Source organism: Streptomyces qaidamensis (assembly GCF_001611795.1).
GTDB lineage: Bacteria > Actinomycetota > Actinomycetes > Streptomycetales > Streptomycetaceae > Streptomyces > Streptomyces qaidamensis.
The window spans coordinates 5134019-5148883 of sequence record NZ_CP015098.1 but is presented as its reverse complement, the minus strand read 5'-3'; the positions used below and the strand labels follow the sequence as shown (position 1 = coordinate 5148883).

General features: G+C 70.4%; 11 protein-coding genes. 8 read left to right on the top strand and 3 right to left on the bottom strand.

Going from position 1 to position 14865, the window contains the following annotated elements:
- Positions 1-80 precede the first annotated feature (80 nt).
- The 5 genes from A4E84_RS22880 to cseC all read left to right on the top strand — a co-directional run bounded on the left by A4E84_RS22880 (position 81) and on the right by cseC (position 4681).
- The gene (locus A4E84_RS22880; RefSeq protein WP_062928378.1) at positions 81-1022 is read left to right on the top strand and encodes an HhH-GPD family protein; all 942 of its coding nucleotides are present in this window, start codon (positions 81-83) and stop codon (positions 1020-1022) included.
- A 284-nt stretch (positions 1023-1306) separates the two neighbouring features.
- Positions 1307-1846, top strand: a complete 540-nt coding sequence (locus A4E84_RS22875; protein WP_030251439.1) for a SigE family RNA polymerase sigma factor — start codon at positions 1307-1309, stop codon at positions 1844-1846.
- On the top strand, positions 1834-2487 hold the full coding sequence (locus tag A4E84_RS22870; RefSeq protein ID WP_167455415.1) for a hypothetical protein: 654 nt from the start codon (positions 1834-1836) through the stop codon (positions 2485-2487). The genes A4E84_RS22875 and A4E84_RS22870 overlap by 13 nt, the downstream gene beginning before the upstream one ends.
- A gap of 128 nt (positions 2488-2615) precedes the next feature.
- Positions 2616-3317 (top strand): two-component system response regulator CseB, encoded by a 702-nt coding sequence (gene cseB / locus A4E84_RS22865; protein ID WP_062928377.1) that lies wholly within the window; start codon positions 2616-2618, stop codon positions 3315-3317.
- A 14-nt stretch (positions 3318-3331) separates the two neighbouring features.
- Positions 3332-4681, top strand: a complete 1350-nt coding sequence (cseC, locus tag A4E84_RS22860) for a two-component system sensor histidine kinase CseC (protein ID WP_062928376.1) — start codon at positions 3332-3334, stop codon at positions 4679-4681.
- A gap of 161 nt (positions 4682-4842) precedes the next feature.
- On the opposite strand, the gene A4E84_RS22855 is transcribed toward cseC, so the two are convergent.
- Positions 4843-6426 (bottom strand): MDR family MFS transporter, encoded by a 1584-nt coding sequence (locus tag A4E84_RS22855; RefSeq protein WP_062928375.1) that lies wholly within the window; start codon positions 6424-6426, stop codon positions 4843-4845.
- 136 nt (positions 6427-6562) lie between these two features.
- On the opposite strand from A4E84_RS22855, the gene A4E84_RS22850 reads away from it, so the two are divergent.
- Positions 6563-7159: a TetR/AcrR family transcriptional regulator gene (locus A4E84_RS22850; protein WP_062928374.1), complete on the top strand. Its 597-nt coding sequence runs from the start codon at positions 6563-6565 to the stop codon at positions 7157-7159.
- 21 nt (positions 7160-7180) lie between these two features.
- On the opposite strand, the gene A4E84_RS22845 is transcribed toward A4E84_RS22850, so the two are convergent.
- Entirely contained in the window at positions 7181-7867 is a 687-nt protein-coding gene (locus A4E84_RS22845) for a M23 family metallopeptidase (RefSeq protein WP_062928373.1), read from the bottom strand.
- A gap of 440 nt (positions 7868-8307) precedes the next feature.
- Here A4E84_RS22845 and A4E84_RS22840 point away from each other — a divergent pair, with 440 nt between their 5' ends.
- Positions 8308-8934, top strand: a complete 627-nt coding sequence (locus tag A4E84_RS22840) for an HAD family acid phosphatase (protein ID WP_062928372.1) — start codon at positions 8308-8310, stop codon at positions 8932-8934.
- 60 nt (positions 8935-8994) lie between these two features.
- Complete coding sequence (locus tag A4E84_RS22835) at positions 8995-12057, top strand: NACHT domain-containing protein (protein ID WP_062928371.1); 3063 nt, start codon at positions 8995-8997, stop codon at positions 12055-12057.
- Between the two features lie 65 nt (positions 12058-12122).
- Here the strand turns inward: A4E84_RS22835 and A4E84_RS22830 are convergent, their stop codons facing one another.
- Positions 12123-14648 carry an ATP-dependent Clp protease ATP-binding subunit gene (locus tag A4E84_RS22830; protein WP_062928370.1) on the bottom strand — a complete coding sequence of 842 codons (2526 nt, stop codon included), beginning with the start codon at positions 14646-14648 and terminating at the stop codon, positions 12123-12125.
- Positions 14649-14865: the final 217 nt, after the last annotated feature.

Below are 14865 nucleotides of genomic sequence, written 5' to 3'. Positions count from 1 at the left end.
GTCGATCGTCAGGTACCCGCTCCGTTCAGGGGTGGCGGTGCGCCCGATCGGACGGCTCTGCGTGGCACCATCGATACGCCATGACTGCTCCCACGAAGCCCCCGCAGCCCATCCCCGCCCCCGCCGACACCCCATCCGGCCCGCCCCTCGGAGCGGACCTGCACTCCCCCGTCATCGACTGGTTCGGCGAACACGCCCGCGACCTGCCGTGGCGGCGCCCCGAGGCCGGGGCATGGGGGGTGATGGTCAGTGAGTTCATGCTGCAGCAGACGCCGGTGAGCCGCGTCCTGCCCGTCTACGAGCAGTGGCTGGAGCGCTGGCCGCGCCCCGCCGACCTGGCCAAGGAGGCGCCCGGCGAGGCCGTCCGCGCCTGGGGCCGGCTCGGCTACCCGCGCCGCGCGCTGCGGCTGCACGGAGCCGCCGTCGCCATAACGGAACGGCACGGCGGTGACGTGCCGGCCGACCACGCCCAGCTGCTGGCGCTGCCCGGCATCGGCGAGTACACGGCCGCCGCCGTCGCCTCCTTCGCCTACGGGCAGCGGCACCCGGTGCTGGACACCAACGTGCGCCGGGTCCTCGCCCGCGCGGTCACCGGCGTGCAGTACCCGCCGAACGCCACCACCGCCGCCGAGCGCAAGCTGGCCCGCGCGCTGCTGCCCGAGGACGAGCCGACGGCCGCCCGCTGGGCCGCCGCCTCCATGGAGCTGGGCGCGCTGGTGTGCACGGCGAAGAGCGAGTCGTGCCACCGCTGCCCGATCGCCGCGCAGTGCGCGTGGCGGCTGGCGGGCAAGCCGGAGCACGACGGTCCGCCGCGCAAGGGCCAGACCTACGCGGGCACCGACCGGCAGGTGCGCGGGCGGCTGCTCGCCGTGCTGCGGGAGGCGCACGGGCCCGTTCCGCAGGCGGCCCTGGACCGGGTGTGGCACGAGCCGGTGCAGCGGGCCCGTGCCCTCGACGGTCTCGTCTCCGATGGTCTGGTGGAGCCGATGGCGGGCGGTCTGTACCGGCTGCCGCTGACCTGACGTACAGGCACATCACAGCCGCGGGCCACCGTTCGTCACAGCAACCGGGGTGGACAAATCACCCCTAAACCGCATCAACACTCCCACGCCTCTACCCCGTTCGGATTTCCGTTACACAACCGACGGACAGCCGAGTGCTGGCCGCAGGCTGCCTCGGACAGCGCCGTGACAACGCCTCCGTACCTTCAGATGCGTTCCCGGAAGACACGGGACGACGGAAGACCACAGGCAGTGCACGGGCGGCGGGGAGCCGGCCCGAACGGGGACACGGGAGGCGGTTCACCATGGCGCAGGGCGAGGTGCTCGAGTTCGAGGAGTACGTCCGCACCCGGCAGGACGCGCTGCTGCGCAGTGCCCGCCGCCTGGTCCCGGACCCGACGGATGCGCAGGACCTGCTGCAGACGGCGCTGGTACGGACGTACGGCCGCTGGGAGACCATCGAGGACAAGCGGCTGGCCGACGCCTACCTGCGCCGGGTGATGATCAACACCCGCACGGAGTGGTGGCGGGCGCGGAAGCTGGAGGAGGTCCCGACCGAGCAGCTCCCGGACGCCTCGGTCGACGACGCCACCGAGCAGCACGCGGACCGCGCCCTGCTGATGGACATCCTGAAGGTGCTCGCCCCCAAGCAGCGCAGTGTCGTGGTGCTGCGACACTGGGAGCAGATGTCCACGGAGGAGACGGCCGCCGCCCTCGGCATGTCGGCCGGAACGGTCAAGAGCACGCTGCACCGGGCGCTCGCCCGGCTCCGCGAGGAGCTGGAGTCCCGCGATCTGGACGCACGCGCGCTGGAGCGTGAGGAGCGGGAGCGGTGCGCGGCCTGACCGGCGAGGGTTCTGCACGGACCCGGGGCAGTATCCAGGCGGTGAGCGCGGCACTGGCCGTGCCCACCGCCCTCGCCCTTTTGGTCTCCGGGTGCGGTGCCGGCGGGACCGGCGCCCGTGACGAGGGCCCGGCGCACGCCGACTCGGTGGCCGGCGCCGCCGCCACCCCGTCCGCCGCGCCGTCGAAGTCGCCCGACACCGTGAACGCGGTCAAGCTCATCAAGGACGACCCGAAGGTCGCGCCCGAGGTGAAGCGCGAGCTGAAGCCGTGCGTCGCCGACGAGTACCCGGTGGACGTCTCCTACGGCAACCTGACGAAGGGCTCGTCGGACGACGTCGTCGTCAACGTGCTGACCTGCGGTGACGCGGTGGGTGTGGGCAGTTACGTGTACCGCGAGCAGGACGGCTCGTACGAGAATGTGTTCAAGGCCGAGGAGCCGCCGGTCTACGCGGAGATCGACCGCGGGGACCTGGTGGTGACCAAGCAGGTGTACGAGAAGGGCGACCCGGTGTCGAGTCCCTCCGGGGAGAACGTGATCACGTACAGATGGACCTCCGGCCACTTCACCGAGAAGTACCGCACGCACAACGACTACGGGAAGGTCGCCGGCGACAGCGCGACGCCGGTGCCCGCCGGCTGACGCGGGCGGGCGGGCCGCGTGAACCGATCGGGCCGCTCGGACCGATCCCTCGGTGAACGCATCGCAGGGACCGTGCGTCCCAACAGGTGAACGCACCCCACGGACCACGAAGGACTGAGAGCACCGGGATGGCAGACCAGACCCATGTCCTGTTCGTCGAGGACGACGACGTCATCCGCGAGGCCACGCAGCTCGCCCTCGAACGGGACGGCTTCGCGGTCACCGCCATGCCCGACGGGCTCTCGGGCCTGGAGGCGTTCCGGGCGGACCGCCCCGACATCGCGCTGCTGGACGTCATGGTCCCCGGCCTCGACGGTGTCAGCCTGTGCCGCCGCATCCGCGACGAGTCGACCGTGCCGGTGATCATGCTGTCGGCGCGGGCCGACTCCATCGACGTCGTGCTGGGCCTGGAGGCGGGCGCCGACGACTATGTGACCAAGCCGTTCGACGGCGCGGTCCTGGTCGCCCGGATCCGCGCGGTGCTGCGGCGCTTCGGGCACGCGGGCGGCGGCCGGGGCGACGAGCCGGCCGCCCCGGCGAGCGGCGGGGTGCTGGCCTTCGGAGACCTGGAGGTCGACACCGAGGGCATGGAGGTCCGCCGCGCCGGACAGCCGGTGGCGCTGACACCGACCGAGATGCGGCTGCTGCTGGAGTTCTCCTCCGCGCCGGGCACGGTGCTCTCCCGCGACAAGCTGCTGGAGCGGGTCTGGGACTACGGCTGGGGCGGGGACACCCGCGTCGTCGACGTGCATGTGCAGCGGCTGCGGCAGAAGATCGGCCAGGACCGGATCGAGACGGTCCGCGGCTTCGGCTACAAGTTGAAGGCCTGAGCAGGGGCAGGGGTATGAGGGGGCACTTCCGGCGCCTGGTCGCCGCGGGCTTGGAGCGTGCGGGCATCCGTACGGGCCTCAGATGGAAGCTGAGCGCGGCCATCGCACTGGTGGGCGCACTGGTGGCGATCGCGCTGAGCCTCGTCGTGCACAACGCCGCCCGGGTCTCGATGCTGGACAACGCGCGCGACCTCGCCGACGAGCGGATCATGATCGCCCAGCGCAACTTCGAGCTGTCCGGGCGGATGAACTTCCCCAACACCAAGATCAACGACCCGGATCTGCCGCATGCGCTGCGGGAGCGGGTCGAGGCGGGCCAGCGGGCGACGTACGTGGCCGACCGGCCGGGTGCCGTGCCCGACATATGGGCCGCCGTGCCACTGAAGAACGGGCAGGTGATGTCCCTGCACTCGGGCTTCACCGACCGCAGCTCCGACATCCTCCAGGACCTCGACCAGGCTCTGCTCATCGGGTCCATCGCGGTCGTCCTCGGCGGCAGCGCGCTCGGGGTGCTCATCGGCGGGCATCTCTCGCGGCGGCTGCGCAAGGCGGCCGTCGCGGCGGGCCAGCTCGCGGGCGGCGAGACGGACGTGCGGGTGCGGGACGCCATGGGCGGGGTCGTGCGGGACGAGACGGACGACCTGGCGAGCGCGGTGGACGCCATGGCGGACGCGCTGCGGCAGCGCATCGAGGCCGAGCGGCGGGTCACCGCCGACATCGCGCACGAGCTGCGCACCCCGGTGACCGGGCTGCTCACCGCCGCGGAACTGCTGCCGCCCGGTCGCCCGACCGAGCTGGTGCTGGACCGGGCCAAGGCGATGCGCACGCTGGTCGAGGACGTGCTGGAGGTGGCCCGTCTCGACGGGGCTTCCGAGCGTGCGGAACTGCAGGACATCATGCTGGGCGAGTTCGTCGCCCGGCGGGTGGCGGCCAAGGATCGGGCCATCGAGGTGCGCATCGTGCACGAGTCGGAGGTCACCACCGACCCGCGCCGCCTGGAGCGCGTCCTGTTCAATCTCCTGGCCAACGCGGCCCGGCACGGCAAGCCGCCCGTCGAGGTCAGCGTCGAGGGCCGGGTCATCCGCGTGCGCGACCACGGCCCGGGCTTCCCCGAGGACCTGCTCGCCGAGGGGCCGAGCCGCTTCCGCACCGGCAGCAAGGACCGGGCCGGGCACGGCCACGGACTGGGCCTGACCATCGCGGCCGGGCAGGCCCGGGTGCTGGGCGCCCGGCTGACCTTCCGCAACGTCCGCACCCCGGGGGCACCCGAGCACCTGCCGGCCGAGGGCGCGGTCGCCGTGCTGTGGCTGCCGGAGCACGCACCGACGAACACGGGGAGCTACCCGATGCTGCCGGCGTCGTAGGGCCGGGGATCCCAGGTCCATGCGACCGATGGTGGCACGGGGGCCTGACAACGGCCCCCGGCTCGCGGCCCGGCCCGGACGCGACGGGCGGTGCGGCCTGCGGAGGCCGGGCACGACGAAGGCCCCCGGGCGGACACTCCCGGGGACCTCCTGCGGTGCGGTCAGACGGTCTCGGCCACGGGTGGCTGCGCCGCCGGGGCGTCCGGCTTGCCGTCCTCCTTCGGTCCCGCTCCCCGCAGCGGCACCTCCTTCACGAACACGGCCGCCGCGAGGGCGACCACCGCGACCACGGCGCCCAGCAGGAACGCCGAGTGGGTGCCGGAGGAGACCGCGTGCTGGTACGCCTCCCGGGCCAGCACCGGCAGCTTCTCCAAGCTCTTCGCGTCGAGCTGGGCCGACTGCTCGGTCACCTTGGAGCCCAGCGCCCCGGCCCGCTCGCTCATGACGTCCTGGACGCGGTTGTTGAACAGGGCGCCCATGATCGCGACGCCGAAGGAGGAGCCGAGCGTACGGAACAGAGTGGTCGACGAGGACGCGACGCCCATGTCCTTCATCTCCACGCTGTTCTGCGCGACCAGCATGGTGATCTGCATCAGGCAGCCCATGCCGAGCCCGACCACGGCCATGAAGACACCGGACGTCAGACGGGAGGTCCCGGTGTCCATCGTGGACAGCAGATAGAGCCCGACGATCATCAGCGCGCTGCCGAGGACCGGGAAGACCTTGTACTTGCCGGTGTTCGTGGTCACCCGCCCGGCGACCATCGAGGTCACCAGCATCGCGCCGAGCATCGGCAGGAGCAGCAGCCCGGAGTTCGTCGCGGAGGCCCCCTGCACGGACTGCTGGTACAGCGGCAGGAAGAGCGTGGCGCCGAACATCACGAAGCCGGTGATGAAGCCGATGACCGACATCAGCGTGAAGTTCAGGCTGCGGAAGATGTGCAGCGGAACCACCGGCTCGGCGGCCCTGGTCTGCCAGAACACGAATCCGACCAGGGCGGCGACCCCGATGCCGATCAGCTCCATGATCCGCGCGGAGCCCCAGGCGTACTCCGTGCCGCCCCAGGTCGTCACGAGCACGATCGCGGTGATGCCCACGGTCAGCAGCCCGGCGCCCAGGTAGTCGATCCGCGCCTTGGAACGCTTCTTCGGCAGGTGCAGCACGGCACTGACGGCGACCAGCGCGACCGCGCCGAGGGGGGGGTTGATGTAGAAGGCCCAGCGCCAGCCCCAGTTGTCGGTGATGGTGCCGCCGACCAGCGGACCGCCGATCATCGCCAGCGCCATGACGCCGGCCATCATGCCCTGGTACTTGCCGCGCTCCCGGGGCGGAATCAGGTCGCCGATGATCGCCATGACGCCGACCATCAGACCGCCGGCGCCGAGGCCCTGCACGGCGCGGAAGCCGATCAGTTCGCCCATGTTCTGGGCCATGCCGCTGAGCGCGGAGCCGATGAGGAAGAGGACGATGGACGACAGGAACGTGCCCTTGCGGCCGTACATGTCGCCGAGCTTGCCCCACAGCGGGGTGGAGGCCGCGGTCGCGAGCGTGTAGGCGGTGACGACCCAGGAGAGGTGTTCGAGCCCGCCCAGCTCACCGACGATCGTCGGCATCGCCGTACCGATGATCATGTTGTCGAGCATCGCGAGCATCATGGCGATCATCAGCGCGAGCAGGACCACCCGCACGCTCTTGGGCTGTTTCTCCCCGGCGTCGGCCGCCGGTGTGTCCGTCGTGTCCGTCATCGCTTCCCACTCCCCCACTACCGCTACTCACCACTGCTACTTACTTGCCGACCGGCTAGTGACTACACTCGGAAGCTAGACCTGGAACTAGCCGGGCGTCAAGTAAGTTTTATGGAAAGCGGGGGGGCGTAGGAGGATGGGCGGCACCATGGACGGCACCAGGCAGCGGCGCCGCGGGAACACCCGCCGGCGCATCCAGGACGTGGCCCTCGGACTCTTCGCGGAGCAGGGCTACGAGAAGACATCCCTGCGCGAGATCGCCGAGCACCTGGACGTCACCAAGGCGGCGCTCTACTACCACTTCAAGACGAAGGAAGAGATCCTCGTCAGCATCTTCGAGGACCTCACCCAGCCGATCGAGGACCTGATCGAGTGGGGCCGGCAGCAGCCGCACACCCTCGCGACCAAGCAGGAGATCATCCGCCGCTACGCCGACGCGCTCGCCGAGGCGGCGCCGCTGTTCCGCTTCATGCACGAGAACCAGGCGACGGTACGGGACCTGCGGATCGGCGACTCCTTCAAGGCGCGCATCCACAGCCTGCGCGACATCATCGTCGACCCGGACGCCGCCCTGGTAGACCAGGTCCGCTACGCCAGCGCGATCTTCACGCTGCACGCCGGCATGTTCCTGCTCCCGGACATGGGAGACGACCCCGAGGAGAAGAGCAAAGCCGTCCTCGAGGTCGCCACGGACCTGGTGACCCAGGCCCACCGGGGAGCCGGGGGCTCCTAGTGCCTGCCCCTCAAAGGCGGATCAGACCTTCACGCCCTTGGCGCGCAGGAACTTCACCGGGTCGACCGCCGAGCCGTAGTTCGGGGTCGTGCGGATCTCGAAGTGCAGGTGCGGACCGCTGGAGTTGCCGGTGTTGCCGGACTTGGCGATCTCCTGGCCGGTCTTGACGATCTGGCCGACCCGCACGGTGACCTTCGACAGGTGGGCGTACTGGGAGTACGTGCCGTTGCCGTGCTTGATCACGACGGCGTTGCCGTACGCGGGACCGTCACCGGCGCCGTTGCCGCCGGCCTTGACCACGGTGCCGCCGTGGGTGGCGACGACCTGGGTGCCGGTCGGCACGGCGAAGTCCTGACCGCTGTGGGTGGACTGCCACATGCCGCCGTTCTGGGCGAAGGACGCGGAGAGCTTGTACTTCTTCACCGGGTCGACCCAGGAGGGCGCGGCCTTCTTGGCGGCCGCCTTCGCGGCAGCGGCCTTCTTCGCGGCGGCCTTCTCGGCCTTCACGGCCTCGGCCTTGGCGGCCTTGGCCTGGGCGGCGGCCTGCGCCTGGACGGCACTGGCGGCACCGGACGCGGCCGTGGTGTCGGCGGCGGACGCGACCCCGGCTCCCAGTGCGACCGAGACACCAAGGCCGGCGGCCAGCACGGTCGCACGGGTGCGGAGCTGGGACGTACGGGAAGAACGGGACGTGACGCGCTGGGACATCGAAACCTCGTATGGAAGGGGACGGAGAAAACCACCCGGCGCACAGTCGCTCGCCGTGTGGCCATCCCTTGGTAACCCGGGGTCCGACAAACACCCAAAAGCGTGATCTACGACGCTAGTTAGTAATTTGGTTCAGTGTTCTACGTCTCTTGACACAGCAGTCATTCGGGACGAATCAGGGCATTAGCCCGCGCTTCGACACCTGCGATAGGGCAAGAATCCCTTTTCTCCCGTTCCGTTGTCCACTATTCCAGCTAGTAACGGACATATCGCCTGTGCGGCATGTCACCGGGGGCACTCTTCGGCCATTCCTGGAATGTGGCGCACGCCTCTAGGCACCTACCGTCCGGTAACCCTACGGTTCCCCTCACGCCACCCTCGCGCACAAGCATGCACACGACATGTTGGCAGCGTCACGGACGTGAGAGGACCCCCACGACATGCAGACCCGACGCCCCTGGTTGCGCCGCGCATCAGTGACCGCCGTATCGGCCGCAGCCCTCCTGGCGATGGCCGCACCGGCCGACGCCACCACCGCCACCCGGGCCTCCACGGCCGCCGCCGCAGCCGCAGACGTCGACTACGGCACCTGGCAGAAGGACTGCCAGGCTGTGATGGACCAGGCACTGCCCTATCTGAAGCAGCGGATCGCGGCCGCGAAGCCGGGCGAGAAGCAGGCGATCGTCCTCGACATCGACAACACCGCGCTGGAGACGGACTTCGGCTTCAGCTACCCGCAACCGGCCAACAAGCCGGTCCTGGCGGCCGCCAGATACGCGCAGGAACGCGGCGTCGCCCTCTTCTTCGTGACCGCCCGGCCGGACATCATCGCCTCGTTCACCCAGTACAACCTCAAGCAGACGGGCTACCAGGTCTCGGGGCTCTACGTCCGTAACTTCATCGACCTCTTCAAGAACGTCGCCGAGTACAAGACGGCCCAGCGCGTCGACATCGAGCGCAAGGGCTACACGATCATCGCGAACATCGGCAACAGCAGCACCGACCTCTCCGGCGGCCACGCCGAGAAGACGTACAAACTGCCCGACTACGACGGACAGCTGTCCTGACCCGCCTGGTCAACTGCTAGTAGTCTCACCCCCGTTCACGCGGTCACGGGGGTGAGGCGGTTGGATCCGACGGTACTCGGCGGCAAGCTGGCGTCCGCACTGGTGACCCCGCTGCTGAAGAAGCTCTTCCGCCCGGACGGACCGGGAGCGGGCCTGGTCGACAAGCCCGTGCGCCTGTCCGCTCTCGTGTCCTTCCGGGGCGAGAAACGCACCCTGGACGAGCGGGGCGTCCACAGGCTCGCCGCGCGACTCGTGGCGCAGGCGGTGGACTCCCCCGGCGAGCCGCCCTTCCCGCCCGACGAGCGGATCGCGGTCACCGACACCCTGGCCCGCAGGCTCCTCGCCCTCGGCGACCTCGACATGGACGACGTCCAGGCGGTCCGCCTGGGTCACCGCGAGCTGGCCATGAGACTGCACCGCGCAGGCCCCGCCCCCGACGGTCTGTCCACGGACGCCTGCCACTTCCTGGACTACGCGACCGAGTGGGCGTGCCTGAACATCCTGGAGTTCTTCACCCGCCGCTCCACGTTTGTCGCGCGCACCCTCATCGAACAGACCCGTGCCCAGGCGGAACTGATCGCCAAGGTCGACGAGCTGATCACCCGCACGCCCCGCCCGGACGGCCGGGACGCCGCCTTCGAACGCCGGTATCTGCCCTACGTCGCCGAACGCCACAACCACATCACCATCTACGGCATCGACCTGCGCGACTCCCCCGACCGCTGGCCCCTGGAGGTCGCCTACCTCAGCCTGGAGGCGACGAGCGGCGAGCAGACCGGCGTGTCCGACACGCCGCCGGGCGAGCACACGGGCGCCGCCACCGCCGCCGCCCGGCTGCCCGCCGAGGAGGCCCTCAGCAGCCACGACCTCGTCATGCTGCGCGGCGACGCCGGCTCCGGCAAAACCACGCTCGTCCAGTGGCTGGCGGTGACCGCCGCCCGGGACGCGACCCGCGTCCCGTTCGTCCTCCCCCTGCGCACCCTGGTCCGCTCGGGCGCGCTCCCCGCGCCAGCGGCCTTCCTCACGGCGGCGGGCTGCCCCCTCACCCCGCCGGAGGGCTGGGCGGATCGCGTCCTGACGGCCGGGCGCGGGCTGGTCCTGGTCGACGGCCTGGACGAGATCCCCGCCGCCGACCGGCACCGCACCCGCGACTGGCTGCTCGCCCTGATCCACGCCTTCCCCGGCAACCACTGGCTGCTGACCTCACGCCCCACCGCCGTACGCCCGGACTGGCTGGCCACCGAGGGCTTCAGCGAACTGACCCTCACCCCGATGCGCCGCGCCGACGTGGCCACGTTCGTGCACCGCTGGCACGCGGCCGCGCAGGCGCCCGAGTACGAGACACAGCTCCTGGACTCCCTGCGCACCAAACGGGACCTGGCCCGCCTCGCCACCAACCCCCTGATGTGCGGCCTGATCTGCGCCCTCCACCGGGAGCGGCGGGGCTACCTGCCCACCGGCCGCAAGGAGCTGTACGACGCCGCCCTCGCCATGCTGCTCGCACGCCGTGACCGGGAGCGGGGCATGGGCGCGGTGGACGGCGTCGAGCTGGGCGAGGAGGCCCAGCTGGAGGTGCTCCAGCGCCTGGCCTACGCGCTGGTGCTGAGCGGCAACACGGAGATGGACCTGGAGACGGCCGAGGGCATCGTGGCCCGCTGTCTGCCGGTCGTCGCGCCGGGGTCGGGCCAGGGTGACGCCGAGGCGGTGCTGCGCACGCTCCTGCTCCGCAGCGGCCTGCTCCGCCGGCCCGGCGAGGGCGTCGTCGACTTCGTCCACCGCACCTTCCAGGACTACCTGGGCGCCCGCTACGCCGTCGAGGAGGGCCACCTGGACGTCCTCGCCGGGCACGCGGGCGACAGCCTCTGGGAGGACGTGATCCGCATGGCGGTCGCGCACGCCCGTCCCCGGGAACGGGCGACCCTGCTGCGCCGGCTGCTGGCCGAGGGCGCCCCGCGGCTGACCCTCCTCGCCCTGGCCTGCCTCGAACACGCCGCAGCCCTGGATCCCGGGGTGCGGGCGGAGGTGGAGGAACGGGCCGGGGCGCTCGTTCCGCCACGTACGACGGAGGAGGCGAAGGCCCTCGCGGAGGCGGGCCTGCTGGTCCTGGAGCTGCTGCCCGGGCCGGAGGGACTGACCGCCGAGGAAGCCCACGGCGTCGCCGTCACCGCGTCACTCCTCGGGGCGGAGGAGGACGAGGGCGCCCTGGCGGTGCTGCGCCGGTTCCGGCACCATCCGGATCTCGACGTACGGCGCCAGCTGGCCGGCACCTGGAGCCGCTTCGACACGCGCGAGTACGCGATCGAGGTGCTCGACCACCTGGAGCGGGACGGCCTCTCCCTGGTCTGCGAGTCGGCCGAGCAGCGAGCGGCGCTCCGCTTGATGCGCCCCTGGCACCGGCTGCGGTTCGACGGCCCGCTCACCGCGGCCGCGCTCATCGACTGCGTCCCCGACCCCTGCGAGGTCCGCTTGCTGCACCTGCGGAACAACCCGGGCCTCGGTCATCTGGGGGAGCTCCGGGCGTTACGGTCCCTGACCTCCCTGTGGCTCCAGCGCTGCCCGGACGCCGTGGGCCTGTCGAGCCTGGCGGACCTGCCGCTCACCGACCTGTCGGTCTTCGACCGCGGGGCGGACCTCACCGGGCTGGGCTCGCTGACGCGGCTCACGCGGCTCTCCATCGCCCAGAGTCTTCCGGGGGACGTCCTCACCGACGTCCTCCCCGTCGAGGCGCCCCTGCTGAGTCTCTTCCTGGGGATGGGGTCCATCCGCTCGACGGGGCTGCGCGGTCTGACCCGGTGGCCCACGCTCCAGTCCCTCGCGTTCGGCGTGTCCGGCGTGCAGCGCCTCGGTGCCGAGGACTGGTCCGAGGTGGCCGGCCTCCCGGCGCTCACGACGCTGTCGCTCTACGGGCAGCCCGAGGCCTACGCGCACGACGCCATGCCGGAACTGCCCGGCGTCCGGGACCTTCAGTTCCTCGCCGATCCACCGCCGCCGGAGGCGCTGCGGGTTCTCGCCTCGCGCCTGCCCGGACTGCGCACCGTGGGCGTCGCCACCCCGCTCAGCAGTACGGAGTCCCTCGACCCCTACGCCGAGCTCTTCCCCACCGCCGAGATCTTCCGTATCTGACCCCGGGCACGGGAAAGGGGCCGGTGCCCCGGAAGGCACCGGCCCCTTTCACTCGGCCGTGACGCTTACGCGTCCTTGCTCAGGTTCGGACCCGTGCCACCGGCCGCCTGCTCGATCGGCGGGACGTCCGGGAGGGCCGCCTTCTCCTCGCCGCGGAAGGTGAAGGTCTTGGTCTCACCCTCGCCCTCCGTGTCGACGACCACGATGTGACCCGGGCGCAGCTCGCCGAAGAGGATCTTCTCCGACAGCGAGTCCTCGATCTCGCGCTGGATGGTGCGACGCAGCGGACGCGCACCCAGCACCGGGTCGTAACCCTTCTTGGACAGCAGCTCCTTGGCGGACTGGGAGAGCTCGATGCCCATGTCCCGGTCCTTCAGGCGCTCGTCCACCTTGTCGATCATCAGGTCGACGATCTTGAGGATGTCGTCCTGGCTGAGCTGCGGGAAGACGACCACGTCGTCGACTCGGTTGAGGAACTCGGGCCGGAAGTGCTGCTTGAGCTCGTCCGAGACCTTGTTCTTCATGCGCTCGTAGTTGGACTTGGTGTCGCCCTGGGCGGCGAAGCCCAGGTTGAAGCCCTTGGAGATGTCCCGGGTGCCGAGGTTGGTCGTCATGATGATGACCGTGTTCTTGAAGTCCACGACCCGGCCCTGGGAGTCGGTCAGGCGACCGTCCTCCAGGATCTGCAGCAGCGAGTTGAAGATGTCCGGGTGGGCCTTCTCGACCTCGTCGAACAGGACGACCGAGAACGGCTTGCGGCGGACCTTCTCCGTCAGCTGGCCGCCCTCCTCGTAGCCCACGTAGCCGGGGGGCGAACCGAAGAGACGCGAGACCGTGTGCTTCTCGCTGAACTCCGACATGTCGAGGGAGATCAGCGCGTCCTCGTCGCCGAAGAGGAACTCCGCGAGCGCCTTGGACAGCTCCGTCTTACCCACACCGGACGGGCCGGCGAAGATGAACGAGCCACCGGGGCGCTTGGGGTCCTTCAGACCGGCACGCGTACGGCGGATAGCCTTCGACAGCGCCTTGACGGCGTCGACCTGGCCGATGACCCGCTTGTGGAGCTCGTCCTCCATGCGGAGCAGGCGGCTGGACTCCTCCTCGGTCAGCTTGAAGACCGGGATGCCGGTGGCCGTCGCGAGGACCTCGGCGATCAGCTCGCCGTCGACCTCGGCGACGACGTCCATGTCGCCGGCCTTCCACTCCTTCTCACGCTTGGCCTTGGCGGCCAGGAGCTGCTTCTCCTTGTCGCGCAGGGAGGCGGCCTTCTCGAAGTCCTGCGAGTCGATCGCGGACTCCTTGTCGCGGCGGACGCCGGCGATCTTCTCGTCGAACTCGCGCAGGTCCGGCGGCGCGGTCATCCGGCGGATGCGCATCCGGGAACCGGCCTCGTCGATCAGGTCGATCGCCTTGTCCGGCAGGAAGCGGTCCGAGATGTACCGGTCGGCCAGCGTGGCGGCCTGGACCAGCGCCTCGTCGGTGATGGAGACCCGGTGGTGGGCCTCGTACCGGTCGCGCAGACCCTTGAGGATCTCGATCGTGTGCGGCAGGGACGGCTCCGCGACCTGGATGGGCTGGAAGCGGCGCTCCAGGGCCGCGTCCTTCTCCAGGTGCTTGCGGTACTCGTCCAGCGTGGTGGCACCGATGGTCTGCAGCTCACCGCGGGCCAGCATCGGCTTCAGGATGGAAGCCGCGTCGATGGCGCCCTCGGCGGCACCCGCACCGACCAGCGTGTGCAGCTCGTCGATGAACAGGATGATGTCGCCGCGGGTGCGGATCTCCTTGAGGACCTTCTTCAGGCGCTCCTCGAAGTCACCGCGGTAGCGGGAGCCGGCGACCAGGGCGCCGAGGTCCAGGGTGTAGAGGTGCTTGTCCTTGAGGGTCTCGGGCACCTCGCCCTTGACGATGGCCTGGGCGAGGCCCTCGACGACGGCGGTCTTGCCGACGCCGGGCTCACCGATCAGGACCGGGTTGTTCTTGGTACGGCGGGACAGCACCTGCATGACCCGCTCGATCTCCTTCTCGCGCCCGATGACCGGGTCGAGCTTGGACTCACGAGCGGCCTGGGTGAGGTTCCGGCCGAACTGGTCGAGGACCAGGGACGTGGAGGGGGTGCCCTCTGCAGGGCCGCCGGCGGCGGCGGTCTCCTTGCCCTGGTAACCGGAGAGCAGCTGGATGACCTGCTGCCGCACCCGGTTGAGATCTGCGCCCAGCTTGACGAGGACCTGGGCGGCGACGCCCTCGCCCTCGCGGATCAGGCCGAGCAGGATGTGCTCCGTGCCGATGTAGTTGTGGCCCAGCTGAAGGGCCTCGCGGAGCGACAGCTCCAGGACCTTCTTGGCACGGGGGGTGAAGGGGATGTGGCCGGACGGGGCCTGCTGGCCCTGGCCGATGATCTCCTCCACCTGCTGGCGGACCGCCTCGAGCGAAATCCCGAGGCTCTCAAGGGCCTTGGCGGCGACACCTTCACCCTCGTGGATCAGGCCCAGGAGGATGTGCTCAGTGCCGATGTAGTTGTGGTTGAGCATCCGGGCTTCTTCCTGAGCCAGGACGACAACCCGCCGCGCGCGGTCGGTGAACCTCTCGAACATCGTTAATCGCTCCTCAGAGCGGTCAGGCAGTGGGGGGAACTTCCCCTCCCTGTCCTTCCGCAGCTTAGTCCCGCAAGCGGGGACCGCTCATTCCAACTGCCGACACCGTCCTTGGCCTCCTGACCCCGAACGCCGACATCTGCTCCAACCCGATGGTGCGAGACGATGTTCCCGCAGGCCAGGCAGATACCCCACTCGCCAGTACGCCGATGGCGAA